Origin of the sequence: Bartonella sp. AP88HLJMH (assembly GCF_042195605.1) — a bacterium.
In the GTDB taxonomy this organism is placed as follows: Bacteria; Pseudomonadota; Alphaproteobacteria; order Rhizobiales; family Rhizobiaceae; genus Bartonella.
Genome location: NZ_JBHIOR010000003.1, coordinates 32,711 through 54,845 on the forward strand (window position 1 = coordinate 32,711; position 22,135 = coordinate 54,845).

Here is a 22,135-nt window from a genome sequence, read left to right on the forward strand (position 1 = left end):
CTGTTTTATTAAAAGAGTATAATGGGAATGACAATTGGACATTATAATATAGGCGAACGCTATAATCCACGTGCGAGAGAAAAAAAATGGCAAGAAATTTGGGATGAAAAGAAAATTTTTCAGACTCTTCAAGAAGATGCTCGTGAAAAATATTATGTTTTAGAAATGTTTCCTTATCCTTCTGGCCGTATTCACATGGGGCATGTGCGCAATTATGCCATGGGGGATGTGGTTGCACGCTATAAACGCGCCAAGGGGTTTAATGTGCTTCATCCCATGGGGTGGGATGCTTTTGGGATGCCGGCTGAAAATGCCGCTATGCAAAATAAAGTGCACCCTAAAACTTGGACCTATCAAAATATTGCGGTGATGCGTGGGCAATTAAAACAATTAGGGCTCTCGATAGATTGGACTCGGGAATTTGCGACTTGTGATGAGGAATATTACCACCGACAACAAATGTTGTTCCTTGATTTCTATCAAAAGGGGTTGGTAGCACGTAAAGTGGCTAAGGTGAATTGGGATCCTGTTGATCATACTGTTTTGGCCAATGAACAGGTTGTTGATGGGCGGGGATGGCGTTCTGGTGCGTTGGTTGAACAACGTGAGTTGACGCAGTGGTTTTTCAAAATTAGCGACTTTAGTGAAGATCTCTTGGCAGGGCTTGAAGAGCTGAACCAATGGCCGGAAAAAGTTCGCACCATGCAAAAAAACTGGATTGGAAAATCACAAGGTTTGCTGATTCGTTGGGCTTTAAAGTCGGCGGGTGATGCTGGTGATGTTTGTGAGAAATTTGATGAGGTTGTTTGTTATTCAACGCGTCCTGATACACTGTTTGGTGCCTCCTTTTTGGCTCTGTCTGTTGATCATCCTATTGCACAAGCTTTGGTAAAAAAAGACAAAGCGTTGAGTGCTTTTATTGAAAATTGTCGGTGTGGTGGAACGACAACGGCAGCACTTGAAACAGCTGAAAAACAAGGGTTTCTCACGCCCCTTTTGGCTGTTCATCCTTTCGATTCAACAGTACATATTCCCGTTTATATCGCGAATTTTGTGCTTATGGACTATGGAACAGGGGTTGTTTTTGGTTGTCCAGCTCATGATCAGAGAGATTTCGATTTTGCGCGTAAATATGATCTTCCAATAAAACCGGTGGTTTTACCAAAAGGAGAGCAAGCAGAAGATTTTGTCACACCTGAAACACCTTATACGGGTGATGGGGTGATGATCAATTCTAGTTTTTTGGATGGTTTGACACCCCGACAAGCTTTTGAAGAAGCTGCTAAAAAGCTTGAAAAACAAATGCTCAATGGGCAACCGCAAGGGAAGAAAACAGTGCAATTTCGTTTGCGTGATTGGGGGATTTCGCGTCAACGTTATTGGGGGTGCCCCATTCCGATGATCCATTGTACAACTTGTGGGGTTGTTCCTGTTCCACGTGCCAATTTACCGGTTGTGTTGCCTGATGATGTTACTTTTGATCAACCAGGAAATCCTCTTGCACGACATGAAACATGGCAGAATGTTACTTGTCCTTCCTGTGGTCAACCTGCCAAACGCGAAACCGATACCATGGATACATTTGTTGACTCTTCTTGGTATTATGCACGCTTTACGGCTCCTTTTGCGCAGGGACCTGTTGACAAACAAGCAACAGCTGAATGGTTGCCTGTGCAACAATATATTGGTGGAATTGAGCATGCCATTTTGCATCTTCTTTATGCACGCTTTTTTATGCGTGCTATGAAATTGGTCGGTCATGTGACGGTAGATGAGCCTTTTAAGGGGCTTTTTACCCAAGGTATGGTGGTGCATGAAACCTATCGAGATGATAAAGGGTGGGTTTCTCCAGCAGAAATTTCGATTGTTGAAAAAGATGGAAAGCGGTGTGCTTATAAATTAACCGATCAAAGTGAAGTGACGATTGGTTTGATTGAGAAAATGTCAAAATCAAAAAAGAATGTCGTTGATCCTGATGATATTATTGCATCTTATGGCGCTGATACTGTGCGTTGGTTTGTGTTGTCAGATTCTCCTCCCGAGCGGGATGTCATTTGGACAGAATCTGGTGTTGAAGGTGCACATCGCTTTGTACAGCGTGTTTGGCGCCATGTGGCTGTGAGTGCTTCTATTTTAAAGGATGTGGCGCCTTGTGCAGGGCATCAGGGAGCGGCTTTGGAACTCTCAAAGGTCGCACATCGCACGCTTTGCGCTGTAGAAGATGATTTGGAAAAATTCGCTTTTAATCGGGCTATTGCACGCCTTTATGAATTCTTGAATATTATGGCACCGTGGTTAAATAGGATAGAAAGTGTTGACGATGAAATGAAAGCTTCTTTACGTCAAGCCATGGATTTTTTTCTTGCTATGATTGCACCCATGATGCCCCATTTAGCAGAAGAATGTCATGCTGCTTTAGGGGGAAAAAATTTAATATCTGCGCTTGCTTGGCCTATTTATGATCCTACGTTAACCGTTGCGGAATGCTATACTTTGCCAGTACAAATTAATGGTAAAAAACGCGGTGAGGTGAGCGTTGCAGCAACTGCTGATGAGGTGATGATTAAAGAAGCGGTTTTGGCGTTAGATTTTGTAAAGGCGCAGCTGGTTGAAAAGCCTGTGAAAAAAATCATTGTTGTTCCAAAAAGGATTGTGAATGTCGTTTTTTAGAAGTTCTATTCTTGTCATTTTAGCTGGTGTATTCACACTGTTGTGTGGATGCAAAGTTAAACCGCTTTACCGTCAAGAGTTGCAGAGTGCAATGACAATGGATTCTGCTTCTTATGGGAATTCTGCTTCTGGATACCCTTCTGGACAAGCTTCTTTGGGATTAGCGCAAAAGCTTGCTTCTATTGTTGTGGAAGAACCTTCGGATCGTTTTGGTCAAATGGTGCGCAACCATCTGCTTTTTCTTTTGTATGGAAATGGTGCTAAACCTTCTCTACCTGCTTATCAATTGGCATTACAGATATCCGTCTTTACAAGAGAATCTATGCAGATAGAGGTTGATTTCGAGAAAAAGAGAAAGGGACGACCTTCTGTTGGAACTGTTATGAGCAGAGCTTCTTACACTTTGCAGGATATGAAAAATACTCTTGTTGCAAAAGGAACAGCAATGATGAATGCATCTTTTGAGCGACTTCGTCAAGAATATGCAACGCTGCAAGCAGAAGAAGATGCAAAAAAACGTGTTGCGGAAGAGTTGGCTGAACAGATCTTTTTGTTACTTTCAAAAGATCTTTCCAATAAAAATTCTAGATATTAAGCAATATTTTGTCCTGTTTTTTTCCAGTCGTCGAGGAATATTTGCAACCCTTTGTCGGTGAGAGGGTGTTTGACCAGTGCTTTTAAGATTGCTGGTGGAACTGTTGCAATGTCAGCACCGCTTAGTGCTGCTTCTTTGACATGATTAACGGTGCGGATTGAAGCGGCTAGGATTTGTGTTTCAAAGTTATAGTTATCATAAATTGTGCGAATTTCATGAAGCAGTTCACTTCCATCATTTCCACAATCATCAAGTCTACCAATAAAAGGTGAAACGAATGTTGCACCTGCTTTGGCGGCTAATAAGGCTTGATTGGCAGAAAAACAAAGTGTGAGATTTGTTTTTAGTCCTGCTGCTGTGAGGGCTTTACAGGCTTTTAATCCATCGAGTGTTAAAGGAAGCTTGATACAAATATTGTCGGCAATCTTTGCTAAAACAGCTGCTTCTTTCATGATGCTTTCAAATTCCGTTGCTGCAACTTCAGCAGAAACAGGTCCGCTAACGAGAGCACAAATTTCTTTTGTAACATCAAGAATATTGCGTCCTGATTTTAGGATAAGAGAGGGATTGGTGGTAACACCATCAACAAGGCTTAAATTCTGTAACTCTTGAATTTCTTCAATATTGGCGCTATCCACAAAAAATTTCATCTCTAACCTCTTCTTTTTAGCTTTATCCTATTTTTTGTTATGCGCTATTGTTGACTGCAAAAGCAAGAGAAAGAATTAATATCTGTGTAAAGAACAAGAATGCTATGGTGTTAATCATGTACCCGTTTTCGGTAAAGAAATATGATTTATCGTTTCCACACCCATTTCATAGTGTTACTCGTGATAAGGTATAGAATTCATTGCGTACCAACATTTTTGCGTATTGGCATCTTTGCGTAGCGGTGTTTTTATATTTATGGAAATAAGCTAGCATTATCAAACACTTTGCTCATTTCCTATTTGCGATTGCTCTTGATATTTGAGAGTGCATCATAAGATACCTTCCTTTTTTAGGGGGTATGTTTAACTTTGTTTTTGATGAAAGCGGATGGATTTATTTTGTCGTAAAACACTGTTGAAGAACGCCTGTAAAATTTTACGCATGAAGGGTTTTTTTATGGTCAATTACATTGATTTATTCTGTGTTCTCCATTCTTCAACAATACGCTTTTGTGCTGCTTGTATTGTTGCTTGATTCTCAATCAAGCTGAAAGATGTATACACGTGTTTTCACGTTTTGGCACAAAGCCAAGGTGAATATTGTAACGGCTCCATTTGCAATATTATTCTCCCTATAATTAAAATCATGGGATACTCTTTCATCAATAAGGATTTACAAATGTTCCTCGATGGGGTTGAAATGAGAAAAATTCATCGTATTGAGGGTTTTATTACAATAGGTAAAATGATGATTATATCTTTATAAATCAGTTTGTTGAAGATAAATTGAGATATGAGGCGGTAAAAAAATAAACGTGTGTGTTGGGAAGAGGTCACACTATGGGATCGCTTTGTTGAAGGATGCACTTAACCGATAGCATGTTGAATGCTTAATAGTGATGCGCTTTATTTACACAGAAGAATGGCGCAGGTTTTTTTGCTATAGAGTTTTTTGTTATAGACGATGAGATTGGTTCTTTTACTGGCACTTTGGTGATGAAATGAGTATTAAAAAGAATTTTTGTTAGAAAAGTGTTGTAATCGGGGGGATTGAATCCTGCAATGAATTTTATAAGAGTGTTTAAAGATTAAGGTTTAGGCCTGTTGGTGCTCAATAGGTCGTAGATTGGTTTAAAAGATGAATTCAAACATGATAGAGGAAAAGATTGTATCCGTATTGGTTTCTCTTCCTGTTGCTCACGCTTATAGTTATAAAGTTCCATCTTCTATGGAGGTGAACGTTGGTTCCTTTGTTCGGGTTCCGTTGATGGGGCGTGAGCTTTGCGGTTTTGTTGTAGATGTTGGAGAGAAGATAGCCGATGGGCAAAAGTCTGCTTCGGTGGCGCGTGAAAAATTACGCTTTCTTCTTCATGTTTTTGATTGTCCCCCATTAAAAGCAGAAATGATCACATTTTTGCGTTTTGTTAGTCGCTATACAATGGCGCCTTTTGGTCTTGTAGCACGATTGGTTTTGTCGGTACCGGCTGCTTTAGAGCCGGAAGCGCAGATGCTGGGTTTGCGATATTGTGGTGGAAATGTAGAACGTCTCACACCAGCGCGATCACGGATTTTGGAATTGGTGCGTAATGAGAAGATATGGACACGTTCTGGTCTGGCACATGCGGCTGGAACTTCGGTTTCTGTTGTTGAAGGTTTAAAAGCGTTAGGGGTTTTTGAAGATGTTATAGTTCCTGCTCCTGATCTTGTGGCAATGCCTGATCCTGATTTTTGTCCCCCTCAGTTGCAGGGAGCGCAAAGTGAAGCAGCAACATTATTGCGGGAAGGTGTTTTATCTTCTCAGTTTCAAGTTTTTTTGCTTGATGGTGTTACGGGATCAGGAAAGACAGAAGTTTATTTTGAAGCGGTCGCTCAAGCTTTCAAAGGGGGCAAGCAGGTTTTAATTTTATTGCCGGAAATTGCTTTAACACAGCAGTTTTTAGATCGTTTTTATGCACGTTTTGGCGCTGTGGCAGCAGAATGGCATTCTGATTTGACGCCACGTCGTAGAGAACGCGTCTGGCGACAAGTTGCAGAAGGGCGGGTGCGTGTCGTTGCGGGGGCTCGTTCGGCACTTTTTCTTCCCTTTCATGAGCTTGGCTTGATTGTTGTCGATGAAGAGCACGATAGCGCTTATAAACAAGAAGAGCGCATTTTTTATCATGCGCGTGATATGGCTGTTGCACGGGGCTCTTTTGAGCATTTTCCTGTTATTTTATCTTCAGCCACACCGTCGATTGAAAGCCAAGCCAATGTTTTAAAAGGGCGTTATCAAAAGGTGCATTTACCTTCCCGTTTTAAAGAAGCTGCACTTCCACAGTTGCGGGTGGTTGATATGCGCCAAGGAGGGGTGCAAAAGGGGCGCTTTATTTCCTTTGCTCTTGAAAGGGCTTTAAAACAAACGCTTGATAAGGGCGAACAAGCTCTTCTTTTTCTTAATCGTCGTGGTTATGCACCTTTAACTTTATGCCGAATTTGCGGACATCGTTTTCATTGTACCGATTGTTCAAGTTGGTTGGTCGAACATCGTGCGCAAGGGCAACTGAAATGTCATCATTGTGGATATCATGAACCACTTCCTCAAGCCTGTCCTGAATGCGGGACATTAGATCATCTCGTGGCTTGTGGACCGGGTGTGGAAAGAATTGCCGAAGAAACACAAATGCTTTTTCCTCAAGCGCGATCATTGATCCTTTCAACAGATCTCAAAGGAGGGATTGGGAAGTTGCGAAGCGAATTACAAGCCATTGCAAATGGCGATGTGGACATTATTATTGGAACACAGTTGGTCGCTAAAGGACATCATTTTCCCAAGCTCTCTCTGGTTGGTGTTATTGATGCTGATCTTGGTCTTGCCAATGGCGATTTACGCGCAAGTGAACGTACCTATCAGCTGCTTTCTCAAGTTACCGGAAGAGCAGGGCGTGTGGGATTGAAAAGTTTAGGATTATTGCAAACTTATCAACCAGATCATCCGGTTATCAAAGCCTTACTTGCATGCCAGCCAGAAGATTTTTACACACGTGAGATTGCAGCGCGTCAGCATTATCATTTGCCTCCCTATGGGCGGCTTGCCTCTTTGATCGTGTCTGCACAACAGCGCCAAGCAGCAGAACATTATGCGCGCGCATTGCGTCAGGCAGCGCCACGGGAAAAAAATATCTCGGTTATGGGACCAGCAGAAGCGCCTTTGGCTTTGGTTCGGGGGCGTTATCGTTTTCGGCTTTTGCTGCAAGGACAGCGTTCTTTTGATATACAAGGGTTTATACGTGCAATGCTTAGCGGTACACCCAAAATGCCCAGTTCCGTTCGGGTTCAAATTGATATTGATCCGCAAAGTTTTTTCTAAAACCAGTATCGCATAAAGTGAAGGTCTCTTTGCTTAAGGTGCTTTACTTGAATTCTTATATTATTCAGAATAAGCATCCAGGCAGCAAAATATGATACATGTCCATTGCATTAAGTAGAGCCACAGGAAAAAATATCTTTGTTATAGAACCAGCAGAAGCGCTTCTCTTCTTCGAGGGCACTATCATTTCGGCTTTTACTCCTTTTTTGTACGAGGGACAGTATCTTTTTGATAGGCGGATTCTTTTTATAAGGGCTGAAAATGCTTAGCTGTACACCAAAAGTATCCAATTCTATTCGAGTTCAAATTGATAGCGATCTATGCTTTTTTTAAAATCAGTGCAATATAGTGATATATAAAGTGAAGCTATGTGGGCTTAATGAAGGTCATGTTTTTGATAAAAAAATTTGAAAAGAGAGAATTTGTCGATATTTGAAGCTTATCCGGTATGAAAAATGATATATTGTCATTATAAATCAATGTTTTGTATATTTAAAGAGTGTGCTTACAAGAAAATATTACTTGGTGAAATTTTTTAAAAGGAGTGGGTATTTGAAGAAAAAAGATCAATGTTTTCTTTAATTTTTAGGAGGATATTCATTGTTTTTTCTTTCTTATCAGTTTGAAATAATAGACTTTTTCAATCGCAGCTGCATCTCATTAAAGGTCTTGTGGTGATAAAGGGAGTGTTTTTTGGAGAAGAAGTGTTTTATTATGGTGGCAAGGGCATTTGAAGAAAAATCAAAGAGAGTGAAAAAATCGCTCAGAGAATGTCAAAAAGAGGCATAAAAAAACTGTGATGCCATCCTGTATATCTAAAAAAAATGCTTTTCAAAAATATTTTGAATATTTTATTAAAATTTTTAAAAAGCAGCGATTTGTGGTGTTGCGAGTCGGCTATGTCTATGCTAGAAACCAAGTGATTTTTGTTCTAGGTTTTAAGAAAAAGATTCTTAAGATTGAGAATGTCTGTTTCATTTCATCTGATAACTATCAGAGAGTCGCTCAAGGGAAAGAGGCGGTATTTCGTGTCGGATTCATTTTCTCTCATACCGCTGCCGTTGGTAGATCAACGCTATGCGCAAGCGCTTTTTGATTGCGTTCAAGAAGCCGGAAACGTTGAAAAGGTTGAAAAGGCAGTAGAGGATCTTTTGCTTGTTTTGGAGCATAAGGATTTAAAACGCTTTGTGCTTAGTCCATTCTTTTCAGTTAAAGAGCAAATTAAGGTAATGCAATCTGTTTGTGCAAACATCAAATTTGCTGATAAAAACGCAGGGCAGGTCATTGGTAATTTTTTACGTGTTATTGCAACAAATCGTAGGCTTAGTGCCGTATTTGGTATTTTACGTGCTTTTCAGCATTGTGTTGCACGCGCTCGTAGGCAGGTTACTGCGCAAATTGTTTCTGCGTGCCCTTTAAGTTCTCAACAAAGACAAGAGTTGTGTGAGGCTTTGGAAGGTGTTGTTGGAGGAAAAGTCTTGCTGCACATCATTGTGGATCCAACAATTCTTGGTGGATTAATCGTTCGTGTGGGGTCGTCTCAAATTGATACGTCTCTTCTCACAAAATTGTCTTCACTTAAGCTTGCATTGAAAAAAGAGGTCAGCTGATGGATATTAGACCATCTGAAATTTCAAAAATTCTAAAAGAGCAAATCAAAAACTTTGACCAAAAGGCTGAGGTTTCAGAAATTGGTTGGGTTCTCTCTGTAGGGGATGGTATTGCTCGCGTTTATGGTTTGGATAATGTCCAAGCAGGGGAAATGGTCGCCTTTCCAAACGGTGTGCGTGGTATGGCACTCAATTTGGAAGTTGATAATGTTGGTGTGGTCATTTTTGGCTCAGATCGTGATATTCGTGAAGGTGATTGTGTAAAGCGGCTAGGCGCTATCGTCGATGTTCCTGTGGGTCCCGCTTTGTTGGGGCGTGTGGTTGATGCGTTGGGAAACCCTATCGATGGGAAGGGTCCCATTAAAGCAACAGAGCGTCGTCGTGTCGATGTTAAGGCTCCTGGAATTATTCCGCGTCAGTCTGTCCATGAACCGATGTCGACCGGATTGAAAGCGATTGACGCACTCATCCCTATTGGACGGGGGCAGCGTGAATTGGTGATTGGTGATCGCCAAACAGGAAAAACAGCAATTTTGCTCGATACATTTTTAAACCAAAAACCTTTTCATGAAAAAGGGGCTGGACGAGAGCAAGACAAAGTTTATTGTATTTATGTGGCTATCGGTCAAAAACGTTCGACGGTGGCACAGTTCGTTAAAGTTTTAGAAGAACGTGGAGCGCTGGAATATTCTATTATTGTTGCAGCGACTGCTTCTGATCCAGCACCACTGCAATTTATTGCACCTCTTGCTGGGTGTGCTATGGGTGAGTATTTCCGTGATAATGGGCAACATGCTTTGATTGGTTATGATGACTTGTCAAAACAGGCGGTGGCGTATCGTCAAATGTCTCTTTTATTGCGTCGTCCTCCAGGTCGTGAAGCTTATCCGGGAGATGTTTTCTATCTGCACTCGCGTCTTTTAGAGCGGGCTGCGAAGTTGAATGCGGAAAATGGATCTGGGTCGTTGACAGCTTTGCCAGTTATTGAAACGCAAGCAAATGATGTTTCTGCCTATATTCCTACAAATGTGATTTCGATTACTGATGGGCAAATTTTTCTAGAGACTAATTTGTTTTATCAAGGAATTCGTCCTGCTGTAAATGTTGGTCTTTCTGTATCGCGTGTTGGTTCTGCTGCACAAATTAAGGCAATGAAGCAAGTTGCTGGCTCGATTAAAGGTGAATTGGCGCAATATCGTGAAATGGCAGCTTTTGCGCAGTTTGGCTCTGATTTGGATGCGTCAACCCAGCGTCTGTTAAATCGGGGTGCGCGTTTGACAGAGCTGTTGAAGCAGCCGCAATTTTCTCCACTCAAAACAGAAGAACAGGTGGTGGTTATTTTCGCGGGTGTGAATGGCTATCTTGATGCTTTGGCGGTTTCTGATGTTGCGCGGTTTGAGCAGGGACTTTTAGTGCTGTTGCGTAGTGATTATCAAGATCTCTTAAAGGCAATTGCTGAGCAAAAGCAAATAACAGATGAGCTGAAAGATAAGTTGATAACTGTTCTTGATACTTATGCGAAAAATTTCTCGTGATGAATTGATGGAATGCTTGAATGGCTTCACTAAAAGATCTTAGAGACCGTATCGCTTCGGTTAAAGCAACACAAAAGATTACCAAAGCTATGCAAATGGTTGCAGCGGCAAGGTTGCATCGTGCTCAAGAGGCAGCGCAGTCTGCACGTCCTTATGCGAAGAGAATGGCTGATATTTTGACCAGTGTTGCTGCTGATGTAGATGGTGTTGATGCGCCTACTCTTATGCGTGGTACGGGGCGCGATGATGTACATCTTTTGGTGGTGTGTACTGCTGAGCGCGGTTTGTGTGGTGCTTTTAACGTGCAAATTGCTCGTCGTGCACGTGAACAGATTAAGGCATTGTTGGCGGCTGATAAAATAGTAAAAATTATCACTGTGGGTAAAAAAGGCGCGGATATTTTATCGCGTGATTACAAAGGCTTGATAATTGATCATATCGATTTGCATGCTGTAAAGCGAATTGGTTTTGCAGAGGCAGTGATGATTAGTCAACGGATTGTTGATTTATTCAATGAAGGCGCTTTCGATGTTTGTACGCTGTTTTATTCTGAATTTGTTTCCGTAATTAATCAGCGTCCAACAGCTTTGGATTTGATTCCAATGGTTGCTCCAAAAGCAACTGTTGGGGCAATAGATGTTGTGGAGCAAACCGATCATAACAAAGGTTCACAATCGATTGTTTATGAATATGAACCTGATGCTGCGTCTCTTTTAGAGGCCCTTGTACCACGTAATCTTTCGGTGCAAATCTTTCGGGCTTTGCTAGAAAATGTTGCTGGTGAAATGGGCGCCAAGATGACAGCTATGGATAATGCATCGCGCAATGCGGGTGAAATGATTAGTAAATTGACGGTGGCTTATAATCGTCAACGTCAAGCACAGATTACGACAGAATTGATCGAAATTATTGCGGGCGCTGAAGCGCTTTAAATGGAGAAGGTAAGGATTGATGGTAAAAGCAGTAACCTCAAGCAAAGGAACAGAAAAAGGTGAAAAAAAGAAACCAGCTGCTCGTTCCAGCGTGAAAAAAGCCGCTTCGAAATCTCAAGTAGATGTAAAGGCTTCCTCTGTACCTGCGCGTGATGCAGCTAAAGATACACCTGTAAAAAAAGATACATCCGCAAAAAAAGAAGAGCATGCAAAAGGCGCTGTTGGTGAAATCAAGCAGATTATTGGTGCTGTCGTTGATGTGCAATTTGAAGGTGAATTGCCAAAAATTCTCAACGCTTTGGAAACAGAGAATTTAGGCAATCGCTTGGTATTAGAAGTTGCGCAGCATTTGGGTGAAAATACCGTACGTACGATTGCTATGGATACGACTGATGGTTTGATGCGGGGCCAAAAGGTTGTGGATACAGGCACACAAATTAGCGTTCCTGTAGGAGAAGCAACGTTGGGACGTATTATGAATGTGATTGGGGAACCGGTGGATAATGTGGGACCAATCGCTTCAACCAAAACACGTTCTATTCACCAAGAGGCACCTGAATATGTTGAACAATCGACTGTTTCGGAAATTCTTGTCACCGGTATTAAAGTCGTGGATTTGTTAGCCCCTTATTCTAAAGGAGGTAAAATTGGCTTGTTTGGTGGTGCTGGTGTTGGAAAAACCGTTCTCATTATGGAGCTTATAAACAATATTGCAAAGGCACATGGTGGCTATTCTGTATTTGCTGGTGTGGGAGAACGTACACGTGAAGGAAATGATCTTTATTATGAAATGATCGAAAGCCGCGTGAATGTGAATCCAAAAGAGAATAATGGTTCAACGGAAGGGTCAAAGTGTGCCCTTGTTTACGGGCAAATGAATGAACCACCAGGAGCGCGTGCGCGTGTGGCTCTTTCAGGATTGACAATTGCAGAAAGTTTCCGTGATGAAGGACAAGATGTTCTCTTCTTTGTGGATAATATTTTCCGTTTCACGCAAGCAGGAGCTGAGGTGTCTGCTCTTTTAGGGCGTATTCCTTCTGCTGTGGGGTATCAGCCAACTTTGGCAACAGATATGGGAGCGTTGCAAGAACGTATTACTAGTACAAAAACAGGCTCTATTACTTCCGTTCAGGCAATTTATGTTCCGGCAGATGACTTGACGGATCCGGCGCCGGCAGCGTCTTTTGCTCATTTGGATGCAACAACTGTTCTTTCGCGCTCTATTGCGGAAAAGGGGATTTATCCAGCGGTTGATCCGCTTGACTCTTTCTCGCGTATGTTGGATCCATTGATTGTGGGGGAAGAGCATTACACGGTTGCTTGTCAAGTGCAAACCATTTTACAACGTTATAGAGCGCTTCAGGATATTATTGCTATTCTTGGAATGGATGAACTTTCTGAAGATGACAAATTGCTGGTGGGGCGGGCGCGTAAAATTGAACGTTTCCTTTCGCAACCTTTCCATGTTGCGGAAGCCTTTACTGGTTCACCGGGGAAACTCGTTCCTTTGGAAGAGACAATCAAAGGCTTTAAGGGGCTTTGTGCTGGCGATTATGATGATTTGCCAGAAGCTGCTTTTTATATGGTTGGTTCGATTGATGAAGCACTTGAAAAAGGAAAGCGTCTCATGGCAGAGGCTTCTTAGTAAGAAGCTTCTTATTCAAGAAAAAACTGTCATGGGTATTTTTCGTTAAAAAGGACGAGTCGTTGGAGAAAACGGAGAGTCCTTATATCGGGTATTGTGGAGACTTTTGTGGAAAACAATAGAGAAGAGCATTTTTTATTTGAGCTTGTATCGCCTGAAAAAATTGTGTTTTCAGAGCAGGTCGTGTCTGTTGTTCTTCCTTCAGCCTCAGGTTATTTGACAGTTATGGCGCATCATGCGCCATTGGTGGCAAGTATTGTGTTGGGCAGTGTTCGTGTTCGCACCTCTGTGGGTGAAAAATTATTTGTTGTATGCGGGGGTGTTGCAAATATTACCTTTTCAGGCTGCTCTTTATTGGTAGAGCACGTTGTGGCTGTAGAGAATCTTTCTTTTGATGTATTAGAACAGCAGATTTTGCAGATTCAAGCGACGTTAGAAGGAGGGACAAGTGATGAGGACAATCATAAAATAGAGGCTTTTTTCCAGCAGTTGTCAGCTGATGGTGCTGTGTTGATAGAAGCGTAGCAGAGTTACAGGAAAAGATGACATGAGCGGAAAAAAGAGTACGGTTGTGTCTGCTAAAAGGAGTGCAAAACCTTTTCCTCATCCTGGTCGTGTCTTTGCAGGACCTTTGCCAAAGTGCTTTGTTTATATTTTTGCTTCTCTTATTTTGCAATGGGCTTATGGTTTAGGGGCTAATATTGTTCAGTCTAACATTGTCCATCTTACGGGTGATTTTCATGCAACTTTGGCCGAGACGACATGGCTGGTAGCGGCTTATATGGCGCCAAATGTGAGTGTAGCGATTATGTTGATCAAAATCCGCTATCAATTTGGGCTGCGCGCTTTTGCTGAATTATCAATTCTTGGCTTTGTTTTGGTTTGCGTGTTGCAGCTCTTTGTTACGGATTTGCGTTCTGCATTGATTATTCGCTTTTTTGCTGGGATTGCTGCTGCTCCTTTGGCTTCGCTTGCGCTGCTTTATATGATGGAAGCTTTTGCTCCAGCAAAGAAGTTTACTGTTGGTCTTAGTTTGAATTATATGAATGCGGCTTTAGCGGCACCTTTATCACGTTTGATTTCTCCTGATTTGCTGGAAAATGGTGGTTTTTCCAGTCTTTCCGCTCTGGAAATGGGGTTGGTTCTTATCAGCTTGGTCTGTATCTATACTTTGCCTCTTACTCCTGTTGTGCGTAGTAAGGTTATTCAAAAATTAGATTGGATAAGCTATGGTTTGATTGCTCTTGGTCTTGGATTAAATGCTGTGATCATGTCTGTTGGCATATTGTATTGGTGGTATGAAGCACCATGGATTGGTTGGGGGCTCGCACTTGCTATTTTATCGTTGGCTATTGCTATTATTATTGAGCTTAATAGAGAAAAACCGTTGATTGATCTCCGTTGGATTTTCAGTAAAGAAATGGTCCAATCTGTTTTTATTTTATTTATTTTTCATGTTTTTTTATTGGAGCGGTCAAATTTGCCCGTAGGGTTTTTTAATCTTTTTGGTTTGCTCAATCGTGAGATGGCGCCCATGTATCTTGCGGTGACATTAGGGATTCTGTTAGGGGGGGCTGTTTGTGTCTTTTTTTTACGGGCGGGGCGTGAGGATTATTTTTATTTGTTGTCTTTGGGTTGTTTGGCGTTAGGAGCTTATTTAGATAGTCATGTAAACCATTTAACGCGCCCACAAGATATGATGTTGAGCCAAGGGTTGGTGAGTTTTAGTTATGCACTTTTTTTGCCTCCTGCTCTTTTCAAAGGGTTTGTGATCGCTGGTGAGCGAGGACCGCGTTACGTTTTAAGTTTTATTGCTGTTTTTTTGCTAACGCAAGTGACAGGGGGATTGATGGGGTCGGCTTTTTTTGGCAGCCTTCAGTTTTATTTTGCCCATAAGAACTTTGAGTCCTTAACACAAAATATTATTATTACTGATCCGCTTATTTCTGGTGAGATGAATACTTTATTTTCGCCTTCTTATGGTGTTTCTGTTCCCAATGGCTTGAGAAGTGAGCAGGGTACTTCTATGTTGATAGAGAAATTTAAGTTAACAGCAAATATTTTTGCTTATGATGACGTTTTTCGGCTTTATTTTTATATTTCAATGGTTGTATTCGTTATTTTTCTTGCCACAATGATTGTTAAGTCATGCTCTTTGCGTGCATTAGAAAAGTAGAGTAATGTCATAAAAAGAGGGGTGCAAAAAAAAATGATAAAAAAATTACGGTCAAAAGCTACGATTGTTGCATTCCTATCGGGCATTACGGGTGTTTTGCTGATTTTGTGGGCTTGGAGGCTTCCTCCTTTTGTGAGTAACATTCAAATAACGGATAATGCTTCTATTAAGGGCAATGTTACTCTGGTTAGTTCACAGATCTCTGGGGTAATCGCACGGATTTATGTGCAAGATTATCAACGCGTTGAAAAGGGAATGCTGCTTTTTGAGCTCGATGATTCTCTTTTTCGGCAGCAGCTTGCACGGGCACAGGCTGTTCTCGATTCAAAAAATGCAAAACTGGCAAGTATTGAATTACAAGCACAGCTTTTGCAGGGCGAAATTAATACAGCAGAGGTGGAATTGGCGCGTTCACGAGCATTTTCCAATGTTGTTCCAGATAGTAAAAAGTTAGGTTTTGGTGATGCGGCAAGTTCTGTTTCTCGTCCTCTTTCACAACTCTTGACAGCTCTCGAAACAAAACGCCAATTGCAAAAACAATTGGATCTTGAACGGCAAAGTTTACAGTCAGAAATTGCGGGAGCGAAGGTGAGTGTTGAGTTGGCAAAACTTAATCTCGATCACACAAAGATTTTATCTCCTCGAACAGGCTATATTGGATTAGTTGGAGCGCGGGTAGGGCAATATGTTATGCCAGGGACACAATTGGTCTCTGTTATTTCTGATGATATTTGGATTATTGCTAATTATAAGGAAACGCAACTTTCTCAGATGCGTGTGGGACAACCGGTTGTTTTTTCTGTTGATGCATTGAACAACAAAAAGTTAACAGGGCGTGTGGTTCGTTTTGCACCTGCTACAGGCTCAGAATTTTCATTGTTAAAAACGGATACGACAATTGGTAATTTTATCAAAATTGCGCAACGTATTTCAGTACGGATTGCTTTAGATCCTGGGCAGGAAGGGATTGAAAAACTCATTCCTGGCATGTCCGTAGTTACCTATGTAGATACTTCGCAGCGAGTCGATTCTGGAGGATGAAATTTTGGGTTTTTTCAGTTTAATTTTTGCGTCATTTACTTATAGCAAGTGGTTGTTTACATTGGAAGATTTCGTTTGGTTTGCTATACTACATGTTTTAAAGCTCTTAGGCTTCTTATACTTTTATGTCATGATGTAAAATAATGTTCCTTAGAATATTAAAGCGCATGCATCTTTACTCACTTCCATTTCTTTTGAACTAACTCAGTAGGGGGGGTGGAGTATTGGAAGCTTTGCTTGTGGTTTTGCACAACACTGTCCTTTGAGGTGTGGTGTCACCGCATGTTTGGAAGATGGGGGTAGGGGGAAGCCAGATAAAAAATTGGATTATAGACTGGGTCGGATGGGAAACTTATCCTTTTAGGTGAGGGCGTAAAGTTAGGAGAAAGACGTAAAGTTTATATTTTGTAAACCATAAAAATGCCCGTTTTGAGGCGGGCATTAAAAGGGAAGGTTATTGGTTGTGTTATTAATTTTTACGGATCAGTAAGAAGCTTACTAAAACGACTCCTGCTGCTAATGCGAGGGTTTTTTTAGGATTTTCTTTCGCTTTTTTCTTTAATTCTGTAGCATGTTCGTTGAGGTGATAAAGTGCGTGACGGCCTTTTTGTTTCCATGTGTTAAACAGCTCAGAAATATTTTCAAAGCTATCATTTTGAAAACTCCAATGATTTACGGGGACCAGCTCTCTTTTTAATTGTGCTATACGTTTTTTAATTTTAGCATTTTTTCTATGGGGTGAAAATAGACACATTTATTGACTCCTTCATGTGTTAAATTGTTGTGTGACAGTTGGGATGGTGTTTGGGGTTTTGCTATAACGGCTTGAAAATTGAAAGGTTGCATTGATAATGCCGCGCGTGGGTGAGATGAGAGTTAAGAGTTTGGGTTTAATGAGGCATTTCTTAATGTGCTTGAGTTCATTTCGTGATGGTGTTTGTTAAGGATGTAAGGTAAAAATTTTTACAAAATGGTGTAAGATTCATTCATAAAGATGGTGGGCGATGTCTTCATTTTTTTGTTTGTTTAAAATGTTGGGATAGCTTTTGGCACTTGAAATAGTTTATAAGGAGTTTTTATCTATCTATTCTCTTGTGGCTGTAGGGAGTGGTATTGATTGATTCAATTAAGAAGATTTAAAATGAGGAAATCTTACGATATTTGGGGTTGCTATTCAAATTTGTAAAAAATAGATTATTATAAATCAATATGTTGGATTAATTTGGCGATGTCTTTCATGCATTTTTAAAAATTGCGCTTTGTTAGGCGTTATCTGTTGTGTTGTAAACACTGTTTTGTGGTGACGTTGATGTAAGGTATCGGCAGGCAACTTAAAAATACAGTATTATCTCTGTTTTGTTTCAGTTTCTTTTTGAAGCAACCAAGTGTAGAAGTATAAACTTGAACAGAAGTAGTAGAACTTATCCGGTGCGTCTATAGAATGAATCCACCTATGAATTGTATTGCATCAGTGTTAGTAGGTAGAACCTTTTGAGAGCAATCTGTTAAGATTGGTGGGCGGTGTAATTTTCGTCCTTTGAAGCGCGGAGGAAGTCAATGTAAATAATGATTGATAGCGCAGGTTTTAAAAATTTGAGGACTTGATGAGTACGACCTATTTTTTATCTAAACCACTTGAGCGTCGTCGATCTGTTGGTGTTGCTGTTGGTGATGTGATTATTGGGGGGCAGAGCCCGATAGTTGTACAGTCAATGACCAATACAGATACCGCTGATGTTGATGCAACTGTTTCTCAAGTAGCTGCTCTTTGGCAAGCTGGTTCACAATTGGTTCGAATTACTGTTGATCGCGATGAAGCGGCGGCGGCTGTACCAAAAATACGGGAGCGATTGGAGAGGTTAGGATTTTTTGTACCATTGGTTGGGGATTTTCATTATATTGGTCATAAGCTTTTATCTGAGCATCCTGCGTGTGCTGAGGCGCTTGCAAAATATCGCATCAATCCTGGAAATGTTGGTTTTGGCGCAAAAAAAGATCGTCAATTTGCAGAAATTATTGAGATTGCTTGTCGGTATCATAAACCTATTCGCATTGGCGTGAATTGGGGCTCTCTTGATAATGCGTTGTTAACACGGCTTATGGATGAAAATGCACAGCAAGAAAAACCCTTATCTGTGGCTGAAGTGATGCGGGAAACTGTTGTGCAGTCGGCTTTGCTTTCGGCTACTTTAGCAGAAGAGTTAGGGTTGGGGCGTGATAAAATTATTCTTTCTGCTAAAGTGAGTGATGTCCAAGATCTTATTGCTGTCTATACCACCTTGGCGGCGCGTTGTGATTATGCTCTTCATTTGGGATTAACGGAAGCTGGGATGGGAACAAAGGGCATTGTTGCTTCTTCGGTGGCTTTGGGTATTTTATTACAGCAAGGGATTGGCGATACGATACGAATTTCCTTAACACCAAAACCTGGTGGTGATCGGACACGAGAAGTAAAGGTGGGGCAAGAACTTTTGCAAGTGATGGGGTTTCGCCAATTTTTGCCTGTTGTTGCGGCTTGTCCTGGTTGTGGGCGCACAACTTCTACGGTCTTTCAACAATTGGCGCAAAAAATTGAAGCAGATTTATACAAAAATATGCCTGTTTGGCGTGAAAAATACCCTGGCGTTGAAAGTTTGAAGGTGGCTGTGATGGGATGTATCGTCAATGGACCGGGGGAGTCAAAACATGCGGATATTGGAATCTCTTTGCCTGGAGTGGGGGAAAGTCCAGCGGCACCTGTTTTTATTGAGGGACAAAAGGTAAAAACTTTGCGGGGTGATCACATTGCTGAAGAATTTGAAGCGCTTTTGAGTGATTATATTCATACACGCTTTGGGCAAGGTTGAGGTAAAAATCGCATAAGGTTGAAGTAAAAAGGGTGTGTCGTTTTTTTAAACAAGCTGTCTTCAATGTGAAGAGGGTGCTGTTGTATGCTGCTTTAGCTATGGTCAATACTGTTGTTGGTTGCTTATTATTTTAGGTAAAACCAGATGATATGCCTGTTTTAGAATCAGAAGCTTATGAAGGATATTAATGAGTTTGAGTGTGTTAAGACTATTAAGCAAAACGATATGAATACTTTAAATGGATCCGTAAATGTTGTTGCTGGTTTTTGGCTGCTCTTGAGACAGTAAAATATTTAACGGATTCTTCAAATATCAAATTATAGAAAGAACATTGTTTATTGATTTTTCAGGCATTTTCCCAGCATTTTTTGGGGTATCAAATTGATAGGATTGGAAATCCTTATAGCGATTATAGTCCTATTTGTCGTAAAATGTAAGCTTTTATATTGATATAAAATGATGTATACGGGTGCCTTTTTGGGCGTTATTGGGGGAATGCATGACAAGTATATTAGCGTTTGGCTTTTTATTTAACGGTATAAGGATTTTAACTGGCGCCTTTATTGTCTTTTATATGCTTGAAAAAGGCTTAACGCTTATTGATATTGGTGTCATTAAGTCGTTTCAGGCTTTTATTATGATGGTTACCGATATTCCTCTGGGATATTTTGCTGATCGAAAAAGTTATAAAATATCGATCGTTTTGGCAGCGGCTTTTGCTGCCACATGGCTCTTTCTCATGGGATTTTCTACAAGCTTTTATGGTTTTCTTTTGGCAGAAACTTTTAATGCCTTATCGCTGACATTAATTGCTGGAGCCTATAATGCTTTACTTGTTCAATATGCAAAAGAAAAATTGACATCCACTAAAAAAGTGCTTGGTTCCAGCTCTCAATATAATTACATCGGCATGTTTATATTCAGTTTAATCGGGGCATATTTTGCTGATTATTCTAGCCAATATATATGGTATATCGCGGCGTTTTTAATGTTGATGACAACACTATTTGGTTTGTTTTTTCTTGATGACCTGAAGGGAGAGAAAAAACCAAATAAAGCGAATTCTCTTATTTATGATGCTAAAGAGATGTTATCTATTTTTATTAGAGTTCCTTATATCTCTTTATGCTTTTATTTTTCATTGATCTTTTTCAATATATTCTCGCAGTATTGGCAGTGGATATTTAAAGATCATAATATTAATGTCACTTATTTTGATCTTGGTGTGACATTTTCACTTATATTGTTCTCTCAGCTCTTGGCTAGTCTTCTCTTTACAAAACTAAGTGAAAGAGTGAATTTTATTTTACTGTTGTTTCTTTCGGCTTCACTGATTTTTACCGTTGCTTTCTTTGAACCAAGAAAAGAAATGGCTGTCATTTTAGTCTGTATGATTTTTTATCTCATTAAGTATACATATCTTCGTGTAGAAGTTGTTTTGCATGATAGTATTAGTGATTATTTCAGGGCTACATATGAATCTTTCTTGTCAACTGTTGGGAGATTTAGCTTATTGGTATTTTTTTACATGAGTGCGTATATGGTCAATATATTTGGCTTTTTCTCACTCGTTTATATTTTTGCTATTTATTTATTGATTTACTTGTTAGCAGTATTTTTTTTAGAAGGAACTCTCAAAAAAGTTCAGTGAGAATATTAACTTATTACGATACGTGTTTTATAGGGTTTCATAGTGGGGCAAGGCTTTTATTTATTAAGGCACATCGTTGTTTTTGCATGTTGAATGAGAAAGACTGAATAGTGTCAGTTACTCTTATTTCAAATCTATGTATGTTGAAGTAATCAAAGTCATCTGCTTGTACATTATAAGTGGGCTTGGCATAATAATCGTTAAAAAGGAAATAAAAATGCTGCTCATGAATATTGCACAAAGAGTTGCTGATAAGATTGGACGCTGATAAAGAAAATGATTGTGCCAGATTATATGCTTATTAAGGAATGGTGATGGAGCAGTTTTCCCATTTTCATTGGTTCCTTGCTGGTAACACTTTATCTCATTAGAGCTAATTTAAGCAGTCGGACAATTTATAGCCTGTTCAAATAGGCTTTCCTCATGACGGATTTTATTGTTGATATATTTAACGCGTTTTATTGCTGTTTTCTTTAAAATATCAATCATCTTGTTGAGATAATTTTTTTACGTTGTTCATTCTCATTATGGCTCGTTTTTGAGTATTTTCTCTTTGATTGTGGCGTTAGCTCTGTATTTTCTGATGTTAGAAAATACTCTTATCCAGATAATAAACTTATCTATGGAAACTTTGAATGATATCTCCCCTCTTTGAGAGGGAATAAAACCAAGTACAGAAATATTGTTGAGTACAATTTGCTACAAATAAGCCACAAGAAAACAGCATATATTGATATATTTGATAGGAATCTGTTAAGCCGTACAAATTATGGTCATTAAAAGGTAAAGCGATGAAATCGTTATCCATAACGCGTGTTGTAACATTGATAACTCTTTTTTCTGTATTTGTATTGGTGGGATGTACGCGCGTGGATAGTCTAGAACAGTACGATAGACTTTACGAAAAATATATCAGTGAAAATTACGGCGCTTTTGAACATTTTCAAAAGCATGAACAAGCAAAAAAATTTGTATACAGCCATGGCTATCAGAATATCGTACCAAAGTTTGACATTATACGGCATCGTCACATACTGATTGTTTTATGTGGACGCTTCGTTAATTTATTGCGTGGTGATTATAATGAATGGATATCAGCAGATATGTTACTCAATGTCATAAGCAGTTTGCGTAATGACTATAACTGGAGAGAAAGCGATTTTATTTGGGCCTATAATATGTCTATGAATTCTACCGACCCCATGATTGATTACGCGAAAAAATTTCTTAATTCTTCCAGCGGAAATGGCATCAGCCCAACAACACAAATTATTGACCTTGTGTCTAGTATGAGAGCTGGTCATGGTGACAACACTAAACAAATAGCGCGTTTTTGCATAGAGCTAAACACGATATATGACATGATGAAACCAAGAAGAATTTACAAATGACATTGAATGGATAATGAGAAAAATTCTCTCAAAGGATATTAAATGGC

15 protein-coding genes are annotated in these 22,135 nt (G+C 40.1%); 13 read left to right on the forward strand and 2 right to left on the reverse strand.

The features are described from left to right. Positions 1-27 precede the first annotated feature (27 nt). Together leuS and lptE are read left to right on the forward strand one after the other, a co-directional pair. Complete coding sequence (gene leuS / locus ACFIMA_RS02180; RefSeq protein WP_375693095.1) at positions 28-2,670, forward strand: leucine--tRNA ligase; 2,643 nt, start codon at positions 28-30, stop codon at positions 2,668-2,670. Beyond that, on the forward strand, positions 2,657-3,265 hold the full coding sequence (gene lptE, locus ACFIMA_RS02185) for an LPS assembly lipoprotein LptE (protein ID WP_375671754.1): 609 nt from the start codon (positions 2,657-2,659) through the stop codon (positions 3,263-3,265). The genes leuS and lptE overlap by 14 nt, the downstream gene beginning before the upstream one ends. Here the strand turns inward: lptE and fsa are convergent. Next, complete coding sequence (gene fsa / locus ACFIMA_RS02190) at positions 3,262-3,915, reverse strand: fructose-6-phosphate aldolase (protein WP_375613172.1); 654 nt, start codon at positions 3,913-3,915, stop codon at positions 3,262-3,264. The two genes, lptE and fsa, sit on opposite strands and share 4 nt — an antisense overlap. A 1,150-nt stretch (positions 3,916-5,065) precedes the next feature. On the opposite strand from fsa, the gene ACFIMA_RS02195 reads away from it, so the two are divergent. The 8 genes from ACFIMA_RS02195 to ACFIMA_RS02230 all read left to right on the forward strand — a co-directional run bounded on the left by ACFIMA_RS02195 (position 5,066) and on the right by ACFIMA_RS02230 (position 16,200). Next, complete coding sequence (locus ACFIMA_RS02195; RefSeq protein WP_375693054.1) at positions 5,066-7,261, forward strand: primosomal protein N'; 2,196 nt, start codon at positions 5,066-5,068, stop codon at positions 7,259-7,261. A 1,028-nt stretch (positions 7,262-8,289) separates the two neighbouring features. Then, positions 8,290-8,871, forward strand: a complete 582-nt coding sequence (gene atpH, locus ACFIMA_RS02200) for an ATP synthase F1 subunit delta (RefSeq protein ID WP_375613174.1) — start codon at positions 8,290-8,292, stop codon at positions 8,869-8,871. After that, the gene (gene atpA, locus ACFIMA_RS02205; protein WP_273790513.1) at positions 8,871-10,406 is read left to right on the forward strand and encodes a F0F1 ATP synthase subunit alpha; all 1,536 of its coding nucleotides are present in this window, start codon (positions 8,871-8,873) and stop codon (positions 10,404-10,406) included. The genes atpH and atpA overlap by 1 nt, the downstream gene beginning before the upstream one ends. 20 nt (positions 10,407-10,426) lie before the next feature. Continuing rightward, positions 10,427-11,338 (forward strand): F0F1 ATP synthase subunit gamma, encoded by a 912-nt coding sequence (locus ACFIMA_RS02210; RefSeq protein ID WP_375693055.1) that lies wholly within the window; start codon positions 10,427-10,429, stop codon positions 11,336-11,338. 19 nt (positions 11,339-11,357) lie between these two features. Beyond that, complete coding sequence (gene atpD, locus ACFIMA_RS02215) at positions 11,358-12,983, forward strand: F0F1 ATP synthase subunit beta (protein WP_375613176.1); 1,626 nt, start codon at positions 11,358-11,360, stop codon at positions 12,981-12,983. Positions 12,984-13,091: 108 nt separating this feature from the next. Then, the gene (atpC, locus tag ACFIMA_RS02220) at positions 13,092-13,508 is read left to right on the forward strand and encodes an ATP synthase F1 subunit epsilon (RefSeq protein ID WP_375611725.1); all 417 of its coding nucleotides are present in this window, start codon (positions 13,092-13,094) and stop codon (positions 13,506-13,508) included. 22 nt (positions 13,509-13,530) lie between these two features. Then, positions 13,531-15,159, forward strand: coding sequence for an MFS transporter (locus ACFIMA_RS02225; protein WP_375632069.1), 1,629 nt, complete (start codon positions 13,531-13,533; stop codon positions 15,157-15,159). Between the two features lie 33 nt (positions 15,160-15,192). Next, positions 15,193-16,200, forward strand: coding sequence for an HlyD family secretion protein (locus ACFIMA_RS02230; RefSeq protein WP_375611727.1), 1,008 nt, complete (start codon positions 15,193-15,195; stop codon positions 16,198-16,200). 469 nt (positions 16,201-16,669) lie between these two features. On the opposite strand, the gene ACFIMA_RS02235 is transcribed toward ACFIMA_RS02230, so the two are convergent. Beyond that, entirely contained in the window at positions 16,670-16,954 is a 285-nt protein-coding gene (locus tag ACFIMA_RS02235) for a hypothetical protein (protein ID WP_375611728.1), read from the reverse strand. A gap of 850 nt (positions 16,955-17,804) precedes the next feature. On the opposite strand from ACFIMA_RS02235, the gene ispG reads away from it, so the two are divergent. From ispG to ACFIMA_RS02250, 3 genes are all read left to right on the forward strand, one after another. Then, positions 17,805-19,046, forward strand: coding sequence for a flavodoxin-dependent (E)-4-hydroxy-3-methylbut-2-enyl-diphosphate synthase (ispG, locus tag ACFIMA_RS02240; protein WP_375632068.1), 1,242 nt, complete (start codon positions 17,805-17,807; stop codon positions 19,044-19,046). A gap of 574 nt (positions 19,047-19,620) precedes the next feature. After that, positions 19,621-20,697, forward strand: coding sequence for an MFS transporter (locus ACFIMA_RS02245; RefSeq protein WP_375693096.1), 1,077 nt, complete (start codon positions 19,621-19,623; stop codon positions 20,695-20,697). Between the two features lie 791 nt (positions 20,698-21,488). Continuing rightward, the gene (locus ACFIMA_RS02250; RefSeq protein WP_375632066.1) at positions 21,489-22,088 is read left to right on the forward strand and encodes a hypothetical protein; all 600 of its coding nucleotides are present in this window, start codon (positions 21,489-21,491) and stop codon (positions 22,086-22,088) included. Positions 22,089-22,135 lie beyond the last annotated feature (47 nt).

What these genes read in the sequence shown, in the direction of transcription:
- ACFIMA_RS02245 (WP_375693096.1), top strand. Translation starts at nt 19,621, where the DNA reads ATGCTTGAAAAAGGCTTAACGCTTATTGATATTGGTGTCATTAAGTCG.
- ACFIMA_RS02230 (WP_375611727.1), top strand. Translation starts at nt 15,193, where the DNA reads ATGATAAAAAAATTACGGTCAAAAGCTACGATTGTTGCATTCCTATCG.
- leuS (WP_375693095.1), top strand. Translation starts at nt 28, where the DNA reads ATGACAATTGGACATTATAATATAGGCGAACGCTATAATCCACGTGCG.
- fsa (WP_375613172.1), bottom strand. Translation starts at nt 3,915, where the DNA reads ATGAAATTTTTTGTGGATAGCGCCAATATTGAAGAAATTCAAGAGTTA.
- ACFIMA_RS02210 (WP_375693055.1), top strand. Translation starts at nt 10,427, where the DNA reads ATGGCTTCACTAAAAGATCTTAGAGACCGTATCGCTTCGGTTAAAGCA.
- ACFIMA_RS02235 (WP_375611728.1), bottom strand. Translation starts at nt 16,954, where the DNA reads ATGTGTCTATTTTCACCCCATAGAAAAAATGCTAAAATTAAAAAACGT.
- ACFIMA_RS02195 (WP_375693054.1), top strand. Translation starts at nt 5,066, where the DNA reads ATGATAGAGGAAAAGATTGTATCCGTATTGGTTTCTCTTCCTGTTGCT.
- lptE (WP_375671754.1), top strand. Translation starts at nt 2,657, where the DNA reads ATGTCGTTTTTTAGAAGTTCTATTCTTGTCATTTTAGCTGGTGTATTC.
- atpD (WP_375613176.1), top strand. Translation starts at nt 11,358, where the DNA reads ATGGTAAAAGCAGTAACCTCAAGCAAAGGAACAGAAAAAGGTGAAAAA.
- ACFIMA_RS02225 (WP_375632069.1), top strand. Translation starts at nt 13,531, where the DNA reads ATGAGCGGAAAAAAGAGTACGGTTGTGTCTGCTAAAAGGAGTGCAAAA.
- atpA (WP_273790513.1), top strand. Translation starts at nt 8,871, where the DNA reads ATGGATATTAGACCATCTGAAATTTCAAAAATTCTAAAAGAGCAAATC.
- ACFIMA_RS02250 (WP_375632066.1), top strand. Translation starts at nt 21,489, where the DNA reads ATGAAATCGTTATCCATAACGCGTGTTGTAACATTGATAACTCTTTTT.
- ispG (WP_375632068.1), top strand. Translation starts at nt 17,805, where the DNA reads ATGAGTACGACCTATTTTTTATCTAAACCACTTGAGCGTCGTCGATCT.